Source organism: Paenibacillus sepulcri (assembly GCF_042647105.1).
Taxonomy (GTDB): domain Bacteria; phylum Bacillota; class Bacilli; order Paenibacillales; family Paenibacillaceae; genus Paenibacillus_Z; species Paenibacillus_Z sepulcri.
Map to the genome: position 1 here is coordinate 4,489,944 of NZ_JBHRUP010000001.1, position 22,305 is coordinate 4,512,248.

The window sequence follows — 22,305 nt, forward strand, 5'->3', positions numbered from 1 at the left end:
AATGAGATGTAATTATTTGGTCGAAAGCCGCAGGCTAATGAATTATGAAATATAGGAAAAATGCAGAAAAACAGGACAATCATAGAGGATTTGAAGCAAACGTGTCGAAATCCTATAAGCTGAATATCTACAGGATGTGATAATGTGATCGAATTGCAAGACATTTGGAAGACGTACGCAGACGGCACTCATGCGCTGCGCGGCGTTTCTGTTCTCATAGACCGCAATGAATTTGTTTACCTGGTCGGGCCGTCCGGAGCGGGGAAATCAACCTTCATGAAGCTGATTTACCGTGAGGAAATACCGACTAAAGGGCAGATCTCGGTCAATGGCTTTAACATCGGCAAGCTGAAGCCTCGTAAAATTCCTTTCGTGCGCCGGAACATAGGCGTCATCTTTCAAGATTTCCGGCTGCTCCCTAATCTGTCGGCTTATGAGAACATCGCCTTCGCAATGGAAGTTATAGAAGCCCCAAGACGCGTCATCAGGAAAAGGACATCCGAGGTGCTGGAGCTCGTAGGGCTCAAAAACAAGCAGAACAGCCTGCCGCAGCAGCTATCCGGCGGAGAGCAGCAGCGGGTGGCCATCGCCCGCGCCATCGTGAACAATCCGGCGGTCATTGTCGCGGACGAACCGACCGGCAACCTTGATCCCGAGACTTCATGGGGCATTATGAATCTCCTGGAGGAAATCAATTTCCGCGGAACGACGATTGTCATGGCTACGCATAACAAGGAAATCGTCAACACGCTTCGTAAACGGGTGATCGCCATTGAGCATGGCACCATTGCCCGCGATCAGGCGAGAGGAGAATACGGCTATGAAATTTAGCACTTTTCTCCGGCATATCCGCGAAGGTCTGAAGAACGTGATCCGCAACGGCTGGATGACGTTTGCCTCCATCAGCTCGATCGTTATTTCGCTGTTTATCCTCGGTGTCTTCCTGCTGCTGGCGCTGAATGTGAATAATCTGGCTGACCAGTTTGAAAGCCAGGTGCAGGTGCAGGTATACCTGCAGCTGGATACGGACCAGGCCAAGATAGATGAGCTCAAGACAGCGATCGGGAACATTCCGGAAGTGAGCAAGGTGGAGTTTGTATCCAAGGAGAAGGGTCTTGAGCTGATGCGCAAGAACCTCGGCGAGGATGCTTCCCAGATACTGGATGGCTATGACAAGGACAATAATCCCCTTCCCGACAAGTTTACGGTTGATGTATACGAGCCACAGACCATCGCGTTTGTGTCCAAAAAAATCGAAGCGATCGGCATGGCCGATGAATCGAATCCCTTTACCAGCGTGAATTACGGCAAAGGTACTGTAGAAACGCTGTTTAGAATTACGAACGCCGTCCGCAACATCGGGCTTGTTATCGTGATTGGTCTTGCCGTTACGGCGATGTTCCTGATTTCCAACACCATCAAGATGACTATTCTTGCACGCAGGCGTGAAATCGGAATTATGAAGCTTGTCGGAGCAACCAATAACTTTATCCGCTGGCCGTTTTTTATTGAAGGCACATTGATCGGAGTCATCGGTTCGAGCATCACGATTGCGATCCTGCTGTTTGGTTATTCAAGGCTTGTGCAAGTGTCCGAGGTCGAGCTGGGACTTATGATGATCAAGCTGATTACCCTGAAGGACGCCGGTTGGCTGGTTGCGGGTCTGCTTCTCGGGCTTGGAACACTGATTGGCATCTGGGGCAGCACGTTATCGGTAAGAAGATACTTGAAAGTGTAGGTGAAGGTAGACGTGAAAAAAGGACTTGCCCTCCTAGCCGCAGTCGTATTCGCAGTTTACATCTTTCAACCCTTCGGCGGAGAAGCTGCATCACAGGTAGACAAGATTAACAGCGAGCTGGATAAGGTTCGCAAGGAAATGAATGCCGCCGCCGATAATCGCAAAAAAGCGGACGAGAACAAGCAATACGCGCTTACAATGAAGGAAGAGACCGCCAAAACAGTTAATGAAATCATAGCGCAGCTGAACGATGTCGGAACCCAGATGAACTCTGTTCAAACGCAAATCGATACAGCGGAAGAGAAATTGTTGAAGGCGGGGGAGGAGCTTCAGGCTACGGAAGACCGGATCAAATCCCGGGACAAGCTGCTGCAATCCCGCATTCGTCTGATGTATACGGATGGTGTTGTTTCTTATCTGGATGTGCTGATGAGCTCCACGGATTTCAGTGACTTCATTGACCGCTTTGACTCGCTCAAGTCAATTCTGGGCCAGGACCAGGAAATTCTGGAGGGCCACAAGAAAGACAAGGAACTGATTACGCAGCAGAAGCAGGGAATTGAGAAATCGCTTGCGGATGTCAAGGTCATGTATGCGAAGCTTGACGATTACAATGAACTGCTGAAGGACAAGGAAAGCCAGAAGGAAGTCATGATTCTCAAGTATAAAGACCAGGCCGAGGAATCTGAGGAAATCAGCGCAGAGCAGGAAAAGCTGCTGATTGATCTGGCCAAGAAAGCGTCTGATCTCGAGAAAAAGAAAAAGTCTCTCAAGACCTACTATACCGGCGGCAAGCTTGGGATGCCGCTGCGGGCGGAATACCGCTTGTCTTCCCCGTTCGGCTACCGCATCCATCCCATCACGGGCGTGAAGAAGCTTCATGCCGGAATGGATATGGCGGTGGGAAGCGGCACTCCGATATATGCGGCGGAATCCGGAGTCGTACTGGTTGCGCAGTGGTGGAGCGGCTACGGCAACTGTGTCATCATTGATCATGGAGGGGGACTTTGGACCGTCTACGGGCATATCCGCAATGGCGGCATCAAGGTGGAGAAAGGTCAAACCGTCAAGCGTGGGCAAAAAATCGCGGAAGTGGGCAGTACCGGCGATTCCACCGGCAACCATCTGCATTTTGAAGTGCGCAAGAACGAAGTGCCGGTGAACCCGGCGCCTTACTTGAAATAACCGCATACAGCGCAGCGAACCCGTGCTTTTTATGATGCCGTACCCGTTTATGCAAATAATTGGGTGCGGCTTGTCATATACTAGGAAGGTTGCAATCGGATACATATGCCAGCCTTACGGCTCGTTGTGCGAAACGCAAACATTTAATGAGGTGAGGAAACATGCATTTCAAAGGTCGTACAGTGGCGGCATTCATATTGCTGACGATGGTGGCGTCGGTGCTCGTTACGTTGACGCTTGCCGACCGTTGGATTGCGCTTGGCAGCGGGGGAGTGGCGGCAGGCTCCGCTTCAAATTCGCCGGGGCAGGATGACCTCAGCGAGAAGGAGCTGGGCAAGCTGAACACGGTGATGGAGCTGATCGAGACCAAATATTTCCGTGAGGTCGACCGGACGAAAGTGCTGGACGGTGCCATTAACGGGATGATGGAGGCGCTTGACGATCCCTATTCCGTATATATGGAGAAGCATACCGCAGATCAATTTTCCGAATCCATTGAGGGCTCGTTCACTGGCGTCGGAGCCAGCGTGACGATGAAGGACGGCAAGATCACGGTGGAATCGGCGATTAAGGACTCTCCGGCCCAGCGTGCCGGCGTGCTTGCGGGCGATGTGCTGCTGAGCGTGAATGAGGATAAGCTCGAGGGACTTTCTCTCAGCGATGCGGTGGCCAAGATCCGCGGTCCCAAAGGGTCGAAGGTGAAGCTGGGCATCCAGCGCCCCGGGGTGGCGAATCCGATTCATTTGACGATCGTCCGGGATGATGTTGATTTTGAGACGGTATTTGCGAATTTGCGCAGCGACGGCATCGGCGTCATTGAAATTCGCCAGTTCTCGCTTAATACGGGCGAGCGGTTCATTGAAGAGCTGGACCGGCTGGAGAAGCTGGGGATGAAAGGACTTGTCATCGATGTTCGCGATAATCCCGGCGGTGTCCTTCCAGTCGTCGTATCGGTTGCCCAGCCGTTTGTCCCCAAAGGCAAGCCTATCGTGCAGGTCGAAGACCGAGGCGGCAAACGCGAGCAGACCTTGTCCAAGGGCGGGGGCAAATCCTATCCGGTCACGGTGCTGATGAATAAAGGCAGCGCAAGCGCCTCCGAGGTGCTTGCGGGCGCTTTGAAGGAAGAAGGAAATGCGGTGCTTGTCGGGCAAACCTCTTTCGGGAAGGGAACCGTTCAGGTGAGCTATGATAAAGTGCTGGATGATGGCGGTCTGGTCAAAATGACAATCGCCAAATGGTTGACGCCGCTTGGCAACTGGGTGCATGAGAAGGGGCTGAAACCCGACGTGGAAGTACTGCCTCCGGATTACTACACCGTTGCCCGGCTGTCGAAGACCAAGACGCTTGCCCGTGATACCATTGATGAAGATATCAAGAGCCTGCAGATCATGCTTGCCGGGCTCGGTTATGAAACAGACCGCAAGGATGGTTATTTCAGCGAAGTGACGGAGAAGAGCGTCAAGGCTTTCCAACAGCAGACCGGAGTGCCGGTCACAGGAAAAGTCGACAAAACAACAGCGGAGAAGCTGGAAGAAAAGCTCATTGAGCGCGTTCGGGAAGACAACAATGATACGCAGCTGCTGAAGGCGGTAGAGGTCTTGAAAAGCAAGCTGGATATAACCCCTTAAAAAGCAGGCAGGATTTTGCATGGGGGCGTCGAAATTGTAGAGGGTTGAAGCTGCGAGTGTTGCCGGCAGCTTTAGCCTTCTTTTTTTGACATTATGGCATTTAAGGCATCACTATCTCGATAAGGGAGTTGAAGCTGTGGATGTATTGTTGGAAATGCTCCGGCAGGCGGGGTCAGCTGCAGTTCAGCTGTTGTTGTCTCCTTTTTATTATATTTCTGTGATTCTGATCATGCTTCAATATATGCGGCAAACCCGGCTTGAGCGGAAACTGTTCCATGTCCGTCTGCATGCCTGGCCGGGGCAACTGGGCCGCACGATGCTGGCGGGATTGATCGTCGGGGTGCTTCTGTCATGCATAGGTCTGTTTCTGGGTATCACCATTACAGGCGAAGCTGTGCTTTGGATGTGGGGTGCTGCTGTGGTGCTGGCGGTTATCCGTATCCGTTTTTTGTGCTTTGCCTACAGCGTTGGCCTTCTTGGCATACTGCAATGGGCGGTCGGCTGGACTGCTATGGCAGAGCGAAGTGACTGGATGGGCCGCGCAGCGGCTTCGCTGGACGGTCTGGACATCCCTGGCCTGCTGCTGCTTGTCGCGCTGATGCATTTGGCGGAGGCGCTGCTTGTCCGCAAACAGGGAGCCAAATTCGCAAGTCCCCTGTTCCTGGAAGGCAAGCGCGGCAAAATCGTCGGCGCATACGCCCTTCAGGGGTACTGGCCGGTTCCGATGCTGATGCTTGTTCCGGCAGTTTCGGGCGGTTCCGGTGATATCCTGCTCCCGTGGCAAACGCTGCTTGCCGATACCTCCATGTGGAGCGGAGGCTTCACGATGATCGGTTTTCCAATGATGATCGGGTTCTCGGAGCTGACGCGGACGCTCCTGCCGGAGGCCAAAGCCCGCAGCACCTCGCAAGGTCTGCTGGTGTACGGTTTGATTCTCGCAGCCGCGGCGCTTGTGTCCGTCTACTGGTCCCCGCTGACGCTTGCAGCAGCCATATGCGCCTTGCTGCTTCATGAGGCGCTGATTATCGCCGGGAGGGTGCGTGAAGCGGCTAATAGCCCGTTCTACGTACATGACGAGCAGGGACTGCGCGTGCTGGCGGTTATTCCTGGAACACCGGCGCACACGCTTGGCATTGAAGCCGGCGAGGTGCTGCAGAAGGTCAACGGCGTTCGTGTCCGTACGAAGAGCGAGCTTTATGCCGCGCTGCACATCAACTCGGCATTTTGCAAGCTGGAGGTGCTCAATCACGAGGGTCAAATCAAATTCGTGCAGCGGGCGCGTTATGCCGGAGAGCATCATCAGCTTGGCGTCGTGCTGGCTCCCGATGACAAGGCGGACCAATTTGCAGCGCCTGGACCCGCATCGTTGTTTGAATTAATCAGCCATAGGCGGGCCGCCCGGCAGCGGGAATCCTCATCCACCTCGTTGTAAGTGTTCTTCCAGTGATCAGTAATGACAAAAATCCCCGGTTCAGTTCAAAATCGAGCTGAAAGCGGGGATTTATTAGGATAATTAAGTATATTAAACCTTTATACAGCTTATATTTAACAAGGAAGAAGCCTGCTTCACCGAAGGGGCACACGCCGATCGGGGGTAGATGGCTGGGTTCTACCCATGTCTCCGGGTAAGAAGAAACCATCTCAGCCGCTGAAGCGGGGCATAAACGCTTTTTCTCGCTTGCTATATTGGCGTTTATTATGACTGCTAGCCTAAATTCCGCAGTACCGTAATTTCTACGCGACGGTTTTTTTGTCTGTTCGCATTGGAGTTGTTCGGCACGATGGGACGCGTGTCCGCGTAGCCTGCGATCTTGAATTTTTTTGGATCGATTTTGGCGGTGTCGACAAAATAGCGGAGCACCGACAGCGACCTTCCCGCCGAGAGCCCCCAGTTATCCTGGAACGTGCCCCCTGACTGAATGGGCAAGTCGTCGGTATGGCCTTCAATGCTGATAATATTATCCAGCTTTTCGAACAGACTGGCCAATTTGCCAAGCACGGGGTTAGCGCTGGTTTTCAAATCCGCTTTTCCCAGGTCGAACAGAAACTGGTCGGACAGCCGGATATTAATCCCTTCGGGCGTATCCGCAACGAAGACCTTGGTTTCCAGATGATTTTGCTTGATATAGGACTGGACGATCTTCAGCAGCTCCTGCAGCTCCTGCTCCATTAATTTCTTTTGCTGCTCCTTGAGCGTCTCCTTGTCGGGTGTATCCACCTTCTCTGAGGTTTCCGCAGGTTTGGGCTGCTGCGCCGTCTGCAGGCCGCCTGTAATCCCTGAGCCCATTTCCAATATTGTATCGGATTTGAGGAATTCCAGCTGGAGAGATTGGGACAGTACTTCATATTTTGCTATGTCGATGCGGCTCATGGAGTACAGGATGACGAAAAAAATCATCAACAGCGTGATCAAATCAGCGTAGGTAATAAGCCATCTCTCATGATTCTCCGGTGCCTCGCCCTTTTTTCTTCTACTCCGCCGACGCATTGTCTTCCACCCTCTTTGCCCGCTGATCTTCCGGTTCTAGCAGCATAAAGGAATTCAGCTTCTTTCGGATAAGCTGCGGGTTTTCGCCCGCCTGAAGCGCCAGTACGCCTTCGAGCATAAGCTCCATCAGCTGGATTCGCTCATGGGTATTCGTTTTAATTTTCGTAGCCAGAGGTAAATAAATCAGGTTGGCACTTGCAACGCCGTACAGAGTGGCCGTGAACGCAACGGCGATGGAGGGGCCGAGCGAGCTGGGATCGGACAGATTGCTCAACACGTGGATAAGGCCCATGACTGTTCCGATGATCCCCATGGTCGGGGCGAAGCCTCCCGCCGTTTCGAAGATTTTGGCCTGCTGCTCGCGTTCGCGCTCCACCGCATTAATCTCCAGCTCCAGAATTTGATTCGTCAGCTCCGGATCCGTGCCGTCGACCACCATGAGAAGGCCGTTGCGCAAAAATGGCTCTTCCAGCTCATTTGCCTCATTCTCAAGCGCCAGCACGCCCTCGCGGCGGGCTACCGTTGCCATGTCGACGATCCGGTCAATCATCGATTGCGGGTCAATATCCGCTTTACGGAACGCGTGCCTGAGCGCGCCCGGTATACGTTTGAGCTTGGAGAGCGGGAAACTGACGGCAGTAGCGGCGAAGGTTCCGCCGAACACAATAAGGATGGCCGTTTTCTCAAAAAGGCTGGCCGCATGTCCGCCTTCCCAGATAAAACCGAAAAATAAAGCGCATAATCCCGCGATGAGTCCTATGACCGTAGCTAAATCCATTTGATTGCTTCACACTCCATCTCCAAGGTTGACAACATTTACTTCCTTGCCGGCGGTTGTTTGTCAAGATCCACCGATTGCAACCGGCACCCAAAGTCGTTATAATAAATGGGAACACATATTCTTATGATTTTCCCCGCAGCGGTCAGAAGCCGCCACGCGTTCATTCATAAATAGCAAATATGAAACATTAGCCAGTTCTGTCTATTTTATCGGGAAATATGGGCATACATTTTAATAGGTCTTTTTTCATAGATACCATTGAATTGAGGTGTATAAAGACATGGTTGAGAAAATAACGGAGCCGAAACTGTTTGATTTGCAGTCGGAATACACGCCCCAGGGCGATCAGCCGGAGGCAATCCGTCAGCTTTTGGAGGGAATCAAGGAAGGCAAGATGCACCAGACCTTGCTGGGAGCAACGGGCACGGGGAAAACCTATACCATTGCGAACACGATTGCGCAGCTTAACCGGCCGACGCTTGTTATTGCACACAACAAGACTCTCGCAGCCCAGCTGTGCAGCGAGTTTCAGGAATTTTTCCCGAATAATGCGGTTTCTTATTTCGTCAGCTACTACGATTATTTCCAGCCGGAAGCGTATATCCCGTCATCCGATACGTATATCGAGAAGGATTCCAGTATTAACGATGAGATCGACAAGCTGCGCCACTCGGCGACGAGCTCGCTGTTTGAGCGTCGGGACGTCATTGTCGTAGCGAGCGTTTCGTGCATTTACGGTCTGGGTTCTCCGACGGAATACGGCAGTCTGGTTCTCAGCCTCCGCAAGGGAATGGAGAAGTCGCGGGATCAAATCCTGCATAAGCTTGTCGATATTCAATACCAGCGCAATGATATCAACTTTGTGCGGGGAACATTCCGTGTGCGCGGCGATATCGTGGAGATTTTCCCGGTGGCCAATAATGAGCGGGCAATGCGCGTCGAGCTGTTCGGAGACGAGATCGAGCGGATAACCGAGATCGATGTACTGACCGGCGAGATTGTCGGAGAACGCGATCATGTTGCAATTTTTCCGGCCTCTCACTTCGTTACCCACGAGGAGAAAATGAAAATCGCGCTCATTCATATCGAAGCCGAATTGGAAGAGCGGCTGGCCGAGCTTCGCAGTCAGGATAAGCTGCTGGAAGCGCAGCGGCTGGAGCAGCGGACACGCTACGATCTGGAAATGATGCAGGAGATGGGCTTCTGCTCAGGCATCGAGAACTATTCAGGTCCGCTGACATTCCGCGAACGCGGGGCCACCCCGTACACCTTGATGGATTATTTCCCGGACGATATGCTCATAGTCATCGATGAGTCGCATGCAACAATTCCGCAAATCCGGGCGATGTATAATGGAGACAGGGCTCGTAAAGAGGTGCTGGTCAATCATGGCTTCCGTCTGCCGTCGGCAATGGACAACCGGCCGCTGCGGTTTGAGGAATTCGAGGAGAAGAGCAGGCAGACCATCTTTGTCTCGGCGACGCCGGGACCTTATGAATTGGAGCTTTGTCCGGAGATGGTGCAGCAGATTATAAGACCTACCGGCCTGCTGGACCCTGTTATAGAAGTGCGTCCGACCAAAGGACAGATCGATGATCTGCTGACAGAGATACGGGACCGGATCGCCAAGGATGAGCGTGTTCTGGTGACGACTCTGACCAAGAAGATGTCGGAGGATTTGACTGATTATCTGAAGGAAGTAGGCATCAAGGTGCGTTATCTTCATTCCGACATCAAGACTTTGGAGCGGATGGCCATACTGCGGGATTTGCGTATGGGGACCTTCCATGTTCTGGTGGGAATCAACCTTCTTCGGGAAGGTCTGGATCTGCCGGAAGTATCTCTGGTTGCGATATTGGATGCGGACAAAGAAGGCTTCCTGCGGTCGGAGCGTTCGCTGATCCAGACAATCGGACGGGCGGCGCGTAATTCCGACGGTCGGGTTATCCTGTATGGCGACAAGATCACCAATTCCATGGAGCTTGCCATACGCGAGACTGAGCGCCGACGCACCATCCAGATCGCATATAACGAGAAACATGGCGTGACTCCACTGACCATTCAAAAGAAGATTCGCGCTGTCATCGAGGCAACGAAGGTTGCCGAGGAGAAGAGCGACTATTTGACAGGCATCGGTGCGAACAAAATGTCCAAGAAGGACCGCCAGTCGCTTATCCAGCGTCTGGAGGCAGAGATGAAGGATGCGGCGAAGAGCTTGCAGTTCGAGCGTGCCGCCGAGCTTCGTGATGCCCTGCTGGAGCTTAAAGCGGAAGCGGGATAAGCATATACGCAAACTGGATAATAGAAATAAATTCATACAATTTGGAAGGAGCAATAAAGTGGCCAGCGATTCCATCGTCATTAAAGGGGCAAGAGCCCATAATCTCAAAAATATCGATGTTACCATTCCCCGCGATAAATTCGTCGTTCTTACCGGATTGAGCGGCTCCGGCAAATCATCGCTCGCCTTTGATACGATCTACGCCGAGGGACAGCGCCGCTATGTTGAATCGCTGTCCGCTTATGCCCGCCAATTCCTTGGTCAAATGGAAAAGCCGGATGTCGATTCCATCGAGGGGTTATCCCCGGCTATTTCAATCGACCAGAAGACGACGAGCCGCAATCCCCGCTCAACGGTTGGTACTGTTACCGAGATCTATGACTACCTGCGGCTTTTGTTCGCGCGAGTAGGCAAGCCTCATTGTCCGGATCACGGAATCCAAATTACTTCGCAGACTGTCGAGCAGATGGTGGACCGAATAATGGAATATCCGGAACGGACGAGGCTCCAGATCCTGGCACCGCTTATTTCCGGCCGTAAAGGGGAGCATACCAAGCTGCTCGCCGATGTTCAGAAGCAGGGCTTCGTACGGGTTCGGGTCAATGGCGAGCTGCGCGAGCTCAGCGAGAAGATCGAACTCGAGAAGAACAAGAAGCACAGCATCGAGGTTGTCGTGGACCGGATTGTGGTGAAGGAAGACGTTCATACCCGTCTTGCCGATTCACTGGAGACGGCCCTCAAACTTTCGGACGGCCAGGTGATAGTGGATGTGATGGAGAAGGAAGAGCTGCTCTTCAGCTCCAACCTGGCTTGCCCGATTTGCGGGTTCAGCATTGATGAATTGGCGCCGCGGATGTTTTCCTTCAACAGTCCTTATGGCGCCTGCCCGGAATGTGACGGACTCGGCGCCAAGATGATCGTGGATCCGGATCTGCTTGTCCCGCATCCGCACAAATCGATTGCCGATGGCGCATTCGAGGCATGGGCGGGAAGCACCTCCAATTATTATCCCCAGTTTCTTGATTCGGTCTGTCAGCACTATGGAATTAAGCGGGATATTCCGGTAAGCGAGCTGACGGCTGAGCAGATGAAGAAGCTGTTATATGGAACAGGCGGCGAGAAAGTCCGCTTCCGTTATCAAAATGACTTCGGCCATGCCAAGGAAGCTTTTGTCCCTTTTGAAGGGATTGTCAATAATCTGGAGCGCCGGTACCGGGAGACCGGTTCCGACGGCATCCGGGAGCATATCGAGCAATACATGAGCGCGAAGCCCTGCGGCAGCTGCAAAGGCAAGCGGCTTCGCAAAGAGAGTCTGGCTGTCACTATCGACAGTGAGAACATCGCCCACGTCACCTCTTTATCCATCGGCGAGGCGCAGCGCTTCTTCGATTCGCTCAACCTCAATGAGAAGGACAGGACGATCGCCCATCTCATATTAAGAGAAATCAACAGCCGGCTGGGCTTTCTGGTTAATGTGGGACTGGAATACCTGACGCTCAGCCGGGCGGCAGGCTCCCTCTCAGGCGGAGAAGCCCAGCGGATCCGGCTGGCGACGCAGATTGGCTCTAGCCTGATGGGTGTGCTCTACATCCTGGATGAGCCGAGTATCGGATTGCATCAGCGGGATAACGACAAGCTGATCAAAACGCTGGAGCATATGCGTAATCTTGGCAATACGCTTATTGTGGTCGAGCATGACGAGGATACTATGCTCGCCTCCGATTATATTATCGATATCGGGCCTGGCGCGGGCATCCACGGCGGCAAGGTTGTGTCCATGGGCACGCCTCAGGAGGTCATGGACGACGAGAATTCACTTACCGGCGCCTATCTCAGTGGTCGCAAATTTATCCCTGTCCCCATGTCGAGACGCGAGACCAGTGACAAGTGGCTGGAAATCCGCGGCGCCAAAGAGAATAACCTGAGAGGGGTCAATGTCAAAATTCCTCTGGGTGTCTTCTCCGCCGTAACCGGGGTATCGGGATCGGGCAAATCGACGCTGATTAATGAAATTCTCTATAAAACACTTGCCCGTGATCTGAACAAAGCCAAGACACGTCCTGGCCAGCACAAGGAAATCCGGGGTCTCGAGCATATAGAGAAGGTTATCGATATCGACCAATCTCCCATCGGGCGTACGCCTAGATCCAATCCGGCGACCTATACCGGCGTATTCGATGACATTCGCGATGTTTATGCCTCGACGACCGAATCGAAGGTGCGCGGCTATAAGAAGGGGCGTTTCAGCTTCAATGTTAAGGGCGGGCGCTGCGAAGCCTGCCGCGGAGACGGCATTATCAAGATCGAGATGCATTTCCTGCCGGATGTCTATGTTCCTTGTGAGATTTGCAAGGGTAAACGCTACAACCGCGAAACGCTGGAAGTGAAATACAAAGGAAAAAGCATTGCGGAAGTGCTGAAATTAACGATCGAGGATTCCTGCGAGTTTTTCAAAAACATTCCGAAAATCCACCGCAAGCTCCAGACGCTGCTGGATGTCGGCCTCGGCTATATGGACCTTGGACAACCTGCCACGACACTGTCCGGAGGCGAAGCACAGCGTGTGAAGCTGGCAGCGGAGCTGTACCGCCGCAGTACAGGGAAGACGCTGTATATTCTCGATGAGCCTACTACCGGCCTTCATGTGGATGATATTGACCGGCTGCTTATCGTACTGCACAGGCTAGTGGACTCCGGCGAATCCGTGCTTGTAATTGAACACAATCTGGATGTCATTAAGACGGCGGATTATCTGATTGATCTTGGTCCGGAAGGTGGCAGCGGCGGCGGAACGATCGTAGCAACCGGTTCGCCGGAGGCTGTAGTCAAGGTGAAAGGCTCTTACACCGGCCACTACCTGAAACCCATCCTTGAGAGGGATCGCCAGCGTACAATTGAACAGCAAAGCTCCGAAGGCAGCGTGGCGGCCGGCATGGCAGATTAACCGCCTGGGCAGCCATCTGCATGTAATCTAAACCTCCAAACGAGCCTGATCGTTTGGGGGCTTTTCAATGAAAGCCCGGTTAGTGTTACATGTTGGATGCCCGGATCATGGATATTTTGCTTGCGTCTTGTTATAGATGCTGGCAGAGATGGACATTTTATAGGTACGGGGCCAATAGTGGAAATAACAGTTCAAAAAAGTGACAGCTGCAAAGATTGTTTTTTCCTTCACCGGTTGGAAAATGGCAGCTATGAACGTATGCTTTCTGATTTTTTATGCAAATGGTGACAAACTTGTTACGATTCGCATTTCGGACTTGCAACAAAGGCCCGCTCAGGCTAACATAAACTAATATAGGCTATGTGCGAAAATGAAGGAGGTTCACCCATGTTTCATCTTGCTGCCGAGGCTGCCGCAACTGCAAGCACCATCAAAAAGTTCGATCCCTTCGATATTATGATGCTGGTGTTCACGATTGTTTTGCTGATTGGGCTGGTTCGTCTGTGGAAAGCCCGTTCGAAGAAAAACATTTTTGCTATCGGATTTACAGCGCTTTCGACGCTAGTGTTCCTTTTTGCTGATTATGTCATGATATTCAAAGTATGGTTAGCTTAGGTCATCGACGCTGACAATAAGATCCGCATGCCCACATAACAAGCCGTTGAAGTCTTGCATGACAAGACTACAGCGGCTTTTTTAAATGAGTATTGTATACGATGTCACATCCACAAAATTTTTTGCCGCAAGAGGACGGCGAAGCCGCTTTTTCATGCGATGCCTGCAATAATGCTGTAGGGGCGGCTTCCTGCCGCTCTGTTTGAAGCTGTGCATCGGCCCGGCTCCGGCAATGGCCTAGTTACAGAAAAAGAGACCAACCCCTTATTGCGGTGTTGGTCTCTACAGGTCTGTAATCCATTCCCTTCAGATAAATCCTGGCGGGTCCGGCTGCGGATTGAAGGAAGTATAAGTTAGCCCAGGGGGATCCGGCTGCGGGTTGAAGGTAAACATGAATGCGAGTGCGGCTAGAGGAATAATCAGAAAAACAAGCAGTTTCCGTTTCATCATACGTCATCCTTTCATGAGGCTTTGTTTTGCCGTGGAGCGGCACTTCGAAAGCTAGCTTACAACAGAATTAAACAATGCCGATATACTCAAGTTTTTGAGTATGCTAATTTCGTTTGTCCTGTTCCAGGAGGCCCAGCTGTTTGGAAAGCTCGATCAGATGCCGGGTGTTATGTTTTTTCAGCCGCAGCCATTCCAGATAAGGAAATTTGCCTTTTATAATCTTCTGCGCCTTGTACAGCTCGTTATTGATGGATTGCCGTGTATAAAATAGAGCTTCCGCTACCTCATTTCGGGAATATCCCTGGTCAAGCTTCCTTAAAATATCGATTTGAACAGGAGTCAGCATTTGTTTAAGCTCGTCATGCCGGGAGACAATGAATCTGTTCAATAATTTCCCTGCCGAAGAATAATGCAGATTTGGTCTACCCGTGTAAGCGGCCCGAATTGCATCGGGAATATCCCGAAAATGCTCTTTGGTGATGTAATTGTTGACGCGGGCATAAGCGAGAGCATGAGTCATCACTTCCTCACTGTCGAAGGAGGATAACACGATAATCTGCAGTCCGGGTTGCATCGCTTTAATTTCTATGGCGGCTTCTATGCCGTCAAAATTCTTTTCCGTCAAATTCAAATCCAGTAAAAGCACGTCCATACTCGAATTGCGAACCTCGTTAAGCAGCTGCTGCTTATGGGATGTGGTTCCAATCACTTCCATATCGGACTCTCGGTTAATGTAGTCCGTCAGCATCTGGCAAAATAACTCATCGTCCTCGCATATGAACGTTCTAATCCGGGTCATCATCATCCCCCCATCCAACCTGATTACACCGTAAATCCTTAGTAATTCTGTTGTTTTATCCCTGTATTCCATTCACTATAGCTTAAGTTTTTCACCCTTACAAGATTCTTGTTTCATCTGTCAATCATCACTATTCTGAGTATATTTCCACCCGGGCCATTGGATTATGATAAGGATCGGATCAGCCAATTTGGGGAGGAATGAATAATGAATGTGATTGGTAAACTGCACGAGGTTACAAATGTGACGTTGTTTATCTCCAGCTACTCAACGAATCCTGCGCACCCGAACCCGGCATCGTACAAACCTATGGCGGATGCTCAGATATTTTTGGGAACCGACTTTCCCGCAGGATTTGCGAATAGTTTCATACCGGGCTTTTCCTTTCAAACAAAAACGGATGCAGCCGGCTCATTCAATATTGCTGTACCCGATGCCTATCCCAAAACCATTAAGGGTTACCTGTTGGCAACACATACGATCATGAAAATCCCGCCATTCAACATTCCGATCTACGCTCCGGTGTACCGCTCACAGACCTTCCAATTCAATCAGATCAATTCCAAAGTCCAGGATATTTATGTAATGCGGGTGGACGGCACAACGCAGCAGAGCTTTACGCAAGCGCAAATTAGCGCCATGACCACAGGAGTACAGCAAAAAATGGGCCTGGATAGCCTTTCGGCATTCATCAACGACGGTTCTATCGGCATCGTGGGTAAAGATCAAGGGGCGACACTCAAAGCTGACCTTTACTTAAGTCCATTTACAGGACCGGATCTGAACACTTTTATCAGCGAAAAGGTGGATAATATCGATATTGATCTTCCCGGGCCGGATTTCATCGTCGGGCTTTTCGTAAGCAAGGATGAAATAGCGAAACAATTCAAGCAGGGAATTCATAATATGATGCCTTCGCTGAACAAACAAATTATCGACAGAATTCAAAAGGAAATGGGCATGCTGATCAGCCAGCTTGAAACGAGCACAAACAGCAAAGTAACAATGACCTTCGAGAAGCTGCGCTATCCTGTGGTGGAAACCAAAACCATCGGCGGTCTTTTCACGATAAAAACCCGCGCGATCATACCGGATCTTTTCGTTGGTATTTCCCGCAAACTGTTCAGTTAATATTCGAACCAAGCTCGCAGCAGAGAAGGATCGGATCGCAGCTCAAAATAAACAATCACGCACGCCTGATGCCCCATGCATCAGGCAATTTTTCTATTTATCATCACCGCGTATATTTCCGGCAGATGGCAAGCCCAATATGGTGGACAGCATCGCATATACGATATAATAGGAAAATGTGGATGTGTGCACTTGTGAACGTTCTCTATAAATAGCCGTTTACTTAAGGAGAGTTGAGTACGCGATGACGTGGAAATCCAAAATATTTTTCCTTGGACTGTTAATGACCGTTATTATAAGTGCTGCCGGAGCAGCAGCCGTGAACGGCAATAATGTGCAGGAGAGCTCTCAGCAGCGAACCAAACAGGATATTATGCAAAAATGGAACCAATACAAGCCAATGGCCATCGGTTTCGACTATATGAACACATCCGAAATTTATGAAATGCAGCCTGCGCTGACATCGCCTTATGCGGCAGGCAAACTTGAATCCGGTTACATATTGGATGGAATCAAAGCCGTTAATTTTGTGAGATACTTGGCCGGCCTCCCGGATGACATTCAACCAGACTGGAGCCTGCAGCTGCAGCAGCAGACAACGGCACTGGTCAATGCCGTCAACGATAAGCTGACACATACACCGACAAGACCTCCGGATATGGAGGAGGAGATGTTCAATCTCGGCTACAAAGGTGCAGGCTCCAGTAATTTATACGCCGGGGATCCGACATTGTACAGCAATGTTCTGGGTTATATGTCCGACAGCGATACGAGCAATATTGACAGAATCGGACATCGCCGCTGGATTTTGAATCCGGCCATGAAGAAAACGATGTTTGGATTCGTACCGTTAAACAGCGAGCATTTATACCCCTACGCGTCCATGTATGCGTTTAATCATGATCGCCCGAAGGCGGAAGTGAGCTATGATTATGTAAGCTGGCCCTCCTCCGGGTATTTTCCGCGTGAAATATTTGCGCCGTGGGACGCTTGGTCGGTATCGCTTAATCCCGATATCTACGACAATCAGCAAACGGCCGGGATACGAGTCACACTCACCCGGACGAAAGACCAGAAGACATGGAGCTTTCAGACGCTGGATAAAGATAAGGAAGGCCAATACATGAACGTGGAGACGAGCGGCTTCGGCATTCCGTTCTGCATTATTTTCAGACCGGACAAGCTTTCCGAGATTGAAGACAATGATCAATTCAGTGTCCGCATAACGGGGATTTATGACAAAAGCGGCCAGGCAGCCGAAGTGAATTTCAACACGACTTTTTTTCAAATGCTGCCGGTTGTGAAATCTAGAGCCCAGGAAATGAAGCTGAATCAGGGAGAAGAGGTCCAGCTGGCGACAAGGATAAAGGCAGGCACGGATTCCGCCGAGGGAGCATTCAGCTTTGTATCGGAGAATCCCAAGGTTGCAGCTGTGGATGGGCAGGGGAATATAAAAGCGGAGGGCATCGGGCAGACGCGCATTGTGCTGAAATCATATTTTCAGGATAAGCAGACGATTTTTGTCGATGTGGTAAATCCTGATAAGAACAAGCAGGTGAGCGCCTGGGCGCTTGGCGATTACCGGAAAGCGAAGAGCAACGGAATCATCAGCAGCTTCTTCGATGAGGCTTATCAGGAGCCGATCAGCCGCTACGGTTTTGCCGTGATGGCGGCCCAACTATGCGAGAACATACTTGACAGGCCTTTGGAGTCGACCCCGACACCTTTCAAGGACATTGATGACGATTATATATCCAAAGCGGTTCATGCCGGAATTATCGTGGGGACATCCCCTGATGCCTTTGCTCCAGATCAGACCATTACAAGGCAGGAGGCGGCAGTAATGCTTATCCGGCTGTTCGATCTGTTGAATAAATCCGTAGAGGGGACAGCGGGAGCGGAACAGGACAGAGCTATTTCGGCTTTCGCCGATGAAGGACAGATTTCACTTTGGGCACGCGGGCAGGTCTATCGGGCAGTCGAGCTGCAGCTTATGAATGGAACGGGAAAAGGCAGCTTTGATCCGAAGGGACGGCTCACACATGAGCAGACCTATATTATTTTACAGCATATATTCGAGTCTTTCGTGAAGGAATAAGGGTCAAATCGGCAGTCATACCACCCCGGAGGATAGGGCTTGTATGCTCTCCTTCTCTTTGTATGCTCTTCTTCTATTAGAAAAGGACGTGTGTCAGCACCGCAGTGAATGCGTCCGCAGTCTCAGAAAAAAACTCCAGCGCCGCCTAATAAAAGCGGGACTGGAGTTTTAATATTTTTCTTAAAGGAACTACACCCACCACATATCGCCAACAGGCTCGCGAATGAGGATTTGCTGCAGATTTTCGACCGCTTTGGTAAAGCCTTCATCAACGGACATCAGGCCGTCTTCATGCTCGATGCTTACTACATAATCATAACCGACAAGACGAAGAGCGCTGATGATGTCAGCCCAGGTTTTCATATCGTGGCCATAGCCGACGGTACGGAACTGCCATGCGCGGTCAAGCATTAACGTATAGGACTGCATATCGGTTACACCATGGCTGTTGACATTGATTGGATCAATTGAAGTGTCCTTGGCGTGGAAATGGTGGATCGCTCCGGCACGGCCCAGAATATGTACAGCCTGTACAGGATCGATACCCTGCCACCACATATGGCTTGGATCAAGATTGGCGCCGATTGCGTCACCGGCAGCTTCACGTAGACGAAGCAGCGTAGCAGGGGTATGGACAGAGAAGCCGCCATGCAGCTCAAGACCGATTTTCACATTATGCTCGGTAGCAAGCTTGGCGATTTCGGACCAGTAAGGAATGACCTTCTCTTCCCACTGCCATTTCAAAATATCCTGATAGTCATTTGGCCAAGGCGCAACAGGCCAGTTCGGATATTTGGCATCCTCATGGTCGCCCGGGCAGCCGGAGAATGTGTTGACAACCGTTACGCCAAGCTTCGAGGCCAGTTTAATGGAGTTGCGGATCGCAGCATCATGCTCGCTGGCAATCGCTTTTTGCGGATGCAGCGGATTTCCGTGGCAGCTGAATGCGCTGATCGTCAGGCCGCGTGCGTCGATGGCATCCTTGAACGCTTTGAGCTTGCTTTCATCGGCCAAGAGCTCAGCGGGATCGCAGTGGGCGTTGCCCGGATATCCGCCTGTACCGATTTCGATGGCATCCAACCCTTTGGATGCAATGTAATCGAGAGACTCTTCAAATGTTTTTTGCGCAAATAATACAGAAAATACACCAAGTTTCATAAGTTTTCAGATACCTCCCAATCGTATTGGACAGCTTGTGAATGACATTATTATAACATGTGCCATTAATGAAGTATAAGGGCCTGAAGAGGCAATAGCAAAATGACATAAAAAGAGGGCCAATAGTTGAAAGCGCTCACTCCAGCAGCAGAAGGCGCTCTGCAGACGAAATGCTGGTAACACTTGCATGAGTTGCTGGTGGAATCATCTTGTCTGCTCTGGTACACTTATAGAAATAGGAACGAACAGATAGGATGGCGAGAAGGAAAGATGGTAACATTGAACAGGCAAGACGTTGAGCTGCTTGCACCGGCGGGCGATTGGGATTGTATGCGCGCGGCGGTGGCCAATGGAGCGGATGCCGTGTTTTTTGGTGTTGAGAAATTCAACGCGCGGGCGCGGGCAAACAACTTTTTGACGGAGGAACTCCCGGAAATCATGGCTTTTCTTCACAGCTATGGTGTGAAGGGCTTCTTAACCTTTAATATATTGGTGTTTGAGAATGAACTGGAAGATGCCAAACGTCTGATCGGGGCTTGTATCGACGCGGGTGTGGATGCCGTGATCGTGCAGGATCTGGGACTGGTCAAGCTGATCCGGGAGATTTCCCCGGATTTTCCGATCCATGGGTCAACCCAGATGACGATTACTTCGCCGGAGGCGGTCGAATTCACCAAGCCGTTCGACATTGAACGGGTCGTGCTGGGGCGGGAGAACAATCTGAAGCAGATCAAGACGATTGGTCAGCAGGCCAAGCTTCCCATGGAAGTTTTCGTTCATGGCGCGCTATGTGTCTCCTATTCCGGTCAATGCCTGACCTCCGAAATGTGGGGCGGACGCTCGGCGAACCGCGGTGAGTGCGCGCAAGCGTGCCGCTTGCCTTACGATCTGATGGTTGACGGCGTGCACAAGCCGATGGGGGATGTGACCTATCTGCTTTCGCCCAAGGACCTGGCCGCTATCGATATCATGCCGGAGCTGATTGAAGCGGGCGTCACATCGTTCAAAATCGAAGGCCGGCTCAAAACTCCGGAATACGTGGCGAACGTGGTGAGCAAATACCGCAAGGCGATTGACCGTTATTTCGACGGCGACCGCTCGGCTCCTTCCAGGGAAGAAGTCAGAGAGCTGCAGCAAAGCTTCTCCCGCGGCTTTACCCACGGCTTCTTGAGCGGAACGAACAACAAGCAGCTGGTCGAAGGCACATTCCCCAAGAGCCGCGGCGTTTATCTGGGCCGGGTTGAACGGGTGCTTCGCGACGGCGTTGTCTGCCGCCTGGAGGCTCCGCTCAAACGCGGCGACGGCATTGTCTTCGACGCCGGAGATCCGACCAAGAAGGAAGAGGGCGGACGCGTCTATGATATCCGCCGGCAGGGCGTGAAGCTGGAGGGCGAAGCCCAGGAAGGCATTCTGCTGGATATTGTGCCGGGACGCAGCGACGTTGATCTGCACCGAGTTCATGTCGGTGACCGTGTCTGGAAAACAAGTGATCCGGCCTTGGATAAGCGGCTGCGCGCTTCATTCGAAACGGAGAAGCCGTATCGGGTGTTCCCGCTTCATATCTCGGTCCGAGGGCAGCTGGATCAGCCCCTGCATACCTGGTGGACGGATGTACAGAAGGGTACAACTGTAGAGGTTGTATCCGAGCTGCCGCTGGAGCTGGCGCAGAAACGCCCCATGGACCAAGCGCTGCTGGAAGAGCAGCTGGGCCGTCTTGGAGGCACGGTGTATCAGCTTGAATCGCTGGAAGCGGAGCTTATGGGCGATTTGATCGTGCCTATTCGGGAGCTGAACCGCATGCGCCGCGAAGCGGTGGAGCAGCTTGCGGGTGAGAGACCCAAACCTCCCGTCTATGTAAAACGGACGGTTGAGGTGTACGCGGATTCGGCGGGATCAACCGCCAGTCCGTTGATGAAGTCGCCGGGCAGCGGCATATCGACGCCGCAGGCCGCGCCACGGGCAGCAGCGGCGCCCCGCTCTGAAGCGGCCAGGCTGACGGCGCTGTGCCGCAGCCTGCCTCAAGTAGAGGCGGCGGTGCGTTCGCAGGTCGGCATGGTTTATGCCGACTTCGAATTCATCAAGCAGTTCCCCGCCGCCATTGAACTGGCGCGAAGCGCCGGCATGCCGATCGCGCTCGCGACTCCGCGTATCCATATGCCTGGTGAGAACGGCTACCATGCGAATATTTTGAAACTGCAGCCGGATGCTGTGCTTGTGCGGAATACAGGAGCGCTTTATTACTATTTGAAGGCGCGAGCCGAGCGGCCGGGAGAGCCATTCCCCCAATTAATCGGGGATTTTTCGCTTAATATCGCGAACCATAAGGCAGCCTCGCTTTTCACCGATGCGGGCTGCAGTCTGGTTACGCCGTCTTATGACTTGAACGTTCAGCAAATGTTTGATCTGCTGGGCAGCTCTGACACCTCGAAGCTGGAGGTTGTCATTCATCAGCATTTGCCGATGTTCCATACCGAGCACTGTGTGTACTGCACCTTCCTTAGCGAAGGGACCGATTTCACCAACTGCGGCCGTCCCTGCGAAGAGAAGCGCGTTTCCCTGCAGGACCGGATCGGCATGTCGCATCCGGTCCGTGTGGATGAAGGCTGTCGGAATACCGTCTATAATGCCATTGAACAGTCGGGCGCCGAATATGTAGGGCAGTTCATGGATCTGGGCGTATCCTCCTTCCGCGTTGAATTTCTGGAAGAAACAGCTGAGAAGGTGCATGAAGTTATCGATCTCTACAGCGACGCCATTGCCGGACGGATCAGCGGTACCCGCGTATGGCGCAGCTTGAAAGCGACCAATCAGCTGGGAGTCACACGCGGACAATTGGTAAAATAAAGAAAGAGGAAGAGGGAGACTGCAACCGGAGTCTCCCTCTTCCCCTCTTCATGCCGCTTCAGCCTGCCTGCAAAACGCTTATGGCAGGGAAGGAATTTCGTGAAACAGGGCGAATAGTAGCATTAATTAACTCTATTCTGCAAGCTTTTCAGGGCGATTTTAGTG

The 22,305-nt window shown here is 51.8% G+C and carries 16 protein-coding genes; 11 read left to right on the forward strand and 5 right to left on the reverse strand.

Annotated elements, in window-relative coordinates; translation table 11 throughout:
• Window positions 1-144: 144 nt before the first annotated feature.
• From ftsE to ACFOLF_RS19870, 5 genes are all read left to right on the forward strand, one after another.
• A complete protein-coding gene (ftsE, locus tag ACFOLF_RS19850) occupies window positions 145-831 on the forward strand; it encodes a cell division ATP-binding protein FtsE (protein WP_210038971.1) in 687 nt (228 codons plus the stop codon).
• A complete protein-coding gene (gene ftsX / locus ACFOLF_RS19855) occupies window positions 821-1,738 on the forward strand; it encodes a permease-like cell division protein FtsX (RefSeq protein WP_210038970.1) in 918 nt (305 codons plus the stop codon). The genes ftsE and ftsX overlap by 11 nt, the downstream gene beginning before the upstream one ends.
• A gap of 12 nt (window positions 1,739-1,750) precedes the next feature.
• Entirely contained in the window at window positions 1,751-2,923 is a 1,173-nt protein-coding gene (locus tag ACFOLF_RS19860) for a murein hydrolase activator EnvC family protein (RefSeq protein WP_210038969.1), read from the forward strand.
• 161 nt (window positions 2,924-3,084) lie between these two features.
• Complete coding sequence (locus ACFOLF_RS19865; RefSeq protein ID WP_210038968.1) at window positions 3,085-4,551, forward strand: S41 family peptidase; 1,467 nt, start codon at window positions 3,085-3,087, stop codon at window positions 4,549-4,551.
• A gap of 136 nt (window positions 4,552-4,687) precedes the next feature.
• Window positions 4,688-5,983, forward strand: a complete 1,296-nt coding sequence (locus ACFOLF_RS19870) for a PDZ domain-containing protein (protein WP_210038967.1) — start codon at window positions 4,688-4,690, stop codon at window positions 5,981-5,983.
• Between the two features lie 273 nt (window positions 5,984-6,256).
• Here ACFOLF_RS19870 and ACFOLF_RS19875 read toward each other — a convergent pair whose 3' ends face one another.
• Window positions 6,257-7,039, reverse strand: coding sequence for a flagellar motor protein MotB (locus ACFOLF_RS19875; RefSeq protein WP_210038966.1), 783 nt, complete (start codon window positions 7,037-7,039; stop codon window positions 6,257-6,259).
• Complete coding sequence (locus ACFOLF_RS19880) at window positions 7,023-7,817, reverse strand: flagellar motor protein (protein WP_210038965.1); 795 nt, start codon at window positions 7,815-7,817, stop codon at window positions 7,023-7,025. The genes ACFOLF_RS19875 and ACFOLF_RS19880 overlap by 17 nt, the downstream gene beginning before the upstream one ends.
• A 283-nt stretch (window positions 7,818-8,100) precedes the next feature.
• Between ACFOLF_RS19880 and uvrB the strand changes: the two genes are divergently transcribed.
• The 3 genes from uvrB (at window position 8,101) to ACFOLF_RS19895 (ending at window position 13,660) form a co-directional block, all read left to right on the forward strand.
• Window positions 8,101-10,101 carry an excinuclease ABC subunit UvrB gene (gene uvrB / locus ACFOLF_RS19885; RefSeq protein WP_210038964.1) on the forward strand — a complete coding sequence of 667 codons (2,001 nt, stop codon included), beginning with the start codon at window positions 8,101-8,103 and terminating at the stop codon, window positions 10,099-10,101.
• Between the two features lie 58 nt (window positions 10,102-10,159).
• A complete protein-coding gene (gene uvrA, locus ACFOLF_RS19890; protein WP_210038963.1) occupies window positions 10,160-13,045 on the forward strand; it encodes an excinuclease ABC subunit UvrA in 2,886 nt (961 codons plus the stop codon).
• Window positions 13,046-13,432: 387 nt separating this feature from the next.
• The gene (locus ACFOLF_RS19895) at window positions 13,433-13,660 is read left to right on the forward strand and encodes a hypothetical protein (protein WP_210038962.1); all 228 of its coding nucleotides are present in this window, start codon (window positions 13,433-13,435) and stop codon (window positions 13,658-13,660) included.
• Between the two features lie 306 nt (window positions 13,661-13,966).
• Here ACFOLF_RS19895 and ACFOLF_RS19900 read toward each other — a convergent pair whose 3' ends face one another.
• Both ACFOLF_RS19900 and ACFOLF_RS19905 read right to left on the reverse strand, forming a co-directional pair.
• Window positions 13,967-14,110, reverse strand: a complete 144-nt coding sequence (locus ACFOLF_RS19900; protein ID WP_210038961.1) for a hypothetical protein — start codon at window positions 14,108-14,110, stop codon at window positions 13,967-13,969.
• Between the two features lie 103 nt (window positions 14,111-14,213).
• Window positions 14,214-14,915 (reverse strand): response regulator, encoded by a 702-nt coding sequence (locus tag ACFOLF_RS19905; RefSeq protein ID WP_379114474.1) that lies wholly within the window; start codon window positions 14,913-14,915, stop codon window positions 14,214-14,216.
• A gap of 201 nt (window positions 14,916-15,116) precedes the next feature.
• Between ACFOLF_RS19905 and ACFOLF_RS19910 the strand changes: the two genes are divergently transcribed.
• Window positions 15,117-16,040, forward strand: a complete 924-nt coding sequence (locus tag ACFOLF_RS19910; RefSeq protein WP_210038960.1) for a hypothetical protein — start codon at window positions 15,117-15,119, stop codon at window positions 16,038-16,040.
• A 244-nt stretch (window positions 16,041-16,284) separates the two neighbouring features.
• A complete protein-coding gene (locus ACFOLF_RS19915) occupies window positions 16,285-18,138 on the forward strand; it encodes an S-layer homology domain-containing protein (protein ID WP_210038959.1) in 1,854 nt (617 codons plus the stop codon).
• Between the two features lie 189 nt (window positions 18,139-18,327).
• On the opposite strand, the gene ACFOLF_RS19920 is transcribed toward ACFOLF_RS19915, so the two are convergent.
• Window positions 18,328-19,296, reverse strand: coding sequence for a sugar phosphate isomerase/epimerase family protein (locus tag ACFOLF_RS19920; protein ID WP_210038958.1), 969 nt, complete (start codon window positions 19,294-19,296; stop codon window positions 18,328-18,330).
• A gap of 270 nt (window positions 19,297-19,566) precedes the next feature.
• Between ACFOLF_RS19920 and ACFOLF_RS19925 the strand changes: the two genes are divergently transcribed.
• A complete protein-coding gene (locus tag ACFOLF_RS19925; RefSeq protein ID WP_210038957.1) occupies window positions 19,567-22,140 on the forward strand; it encodes a U32 family peptidase in 2,574 nt (857 codons plus the stop codon).
• The last annotated feature ends 165 nt before the right edge of the window (window positions 22,141-22,305 follow it).

Bases quoted from the DNA above. Each gene is read 5' to 3' on its own strand.
- ftsX (WP_210038970.1), top strand. From the start codon at position 821: ATGAAATTTAGCACTTTTCTCCGGCATATCCGCGAAGGTCTGAAGAAC.
- ACFOLF_RS19865 (WP_210038968.1), top strand. From the start codon at position 3,085: ATGCATTTCAAAGGTCGTACAGTGGCGGCATTCATATTGCTGACGATG.
- ACFOLF_RS19875 (WP_210038966.1), bottom strand. From the start codon at position 7,039: ATGCGTCGGCGGAGTAGAAGAAAAAAGGGCGAGGCACCGGAGAATCAT.
- ACFOLF_RS19880 (WP_210038965.1), bottom strand. From the start codon at position 7,817: ATGGATTTAGCTACGGTCATAGGACTCATCGCGGGATTATGCGCTTTA.
- uvrB (WP_210038964.1), top strand. From the start codon at position 8,101: ATGGTTGAGAAAATAACGGAGCCGAAACTGTTTGATTTGCAGTCGGAA.
- ACFOLF_RS19895 (WP_210038962.1), top strand. From the start codon at position 13,433: ATGTTTCATCTTGCTGCCGAGGCTGCCGCAACTGCAAGCACCATCAAA.
- ACFOLF_RS19900 (WP_210038961.1), bottom strand. From the start codon at position 14,110: ATGATGAAACGGAAACTGCTTGTTTTTCTGATTATTCCTCTAGCCGCA.
- ACFOLF_RS19905 (WP_379114474.1), bottom strand. From the start codon at position 14,915: ATGATGATGACCCGGATTAGAACGTTCATATGCGAGGACGATGAGTTA.
- ACFOLF_RS19910 (WP_210038960.1), top strand. From the start codon at position 15,117: ATGAATGTGATTGGTAAACTGCACGAGGTTACAAATGTGACGTTGTTT.
- ACFOLF_RS19915 (WP_210038959.1), top strand. From the start codon at position 16,285: ATGACGTGGAAATCCAAAATATTTTTCCTTGGACTGTTAATGACCGTT.
- ACFOLF_RS19920 (WP_210038958.1), bottom strand. From the start codon at position 19,296: ATGAAACTTGGTGTATTTTCTGTATTATTTGCGCAAAAAACATTTGAA.
- ACFOLF_RS19925 (WP_210038957.1), top strand. From the start codon at position 19,567: ATGGTAACATTGAACAGGCAAGACGTTGAGCTGCTTGCACCGGCGGGC.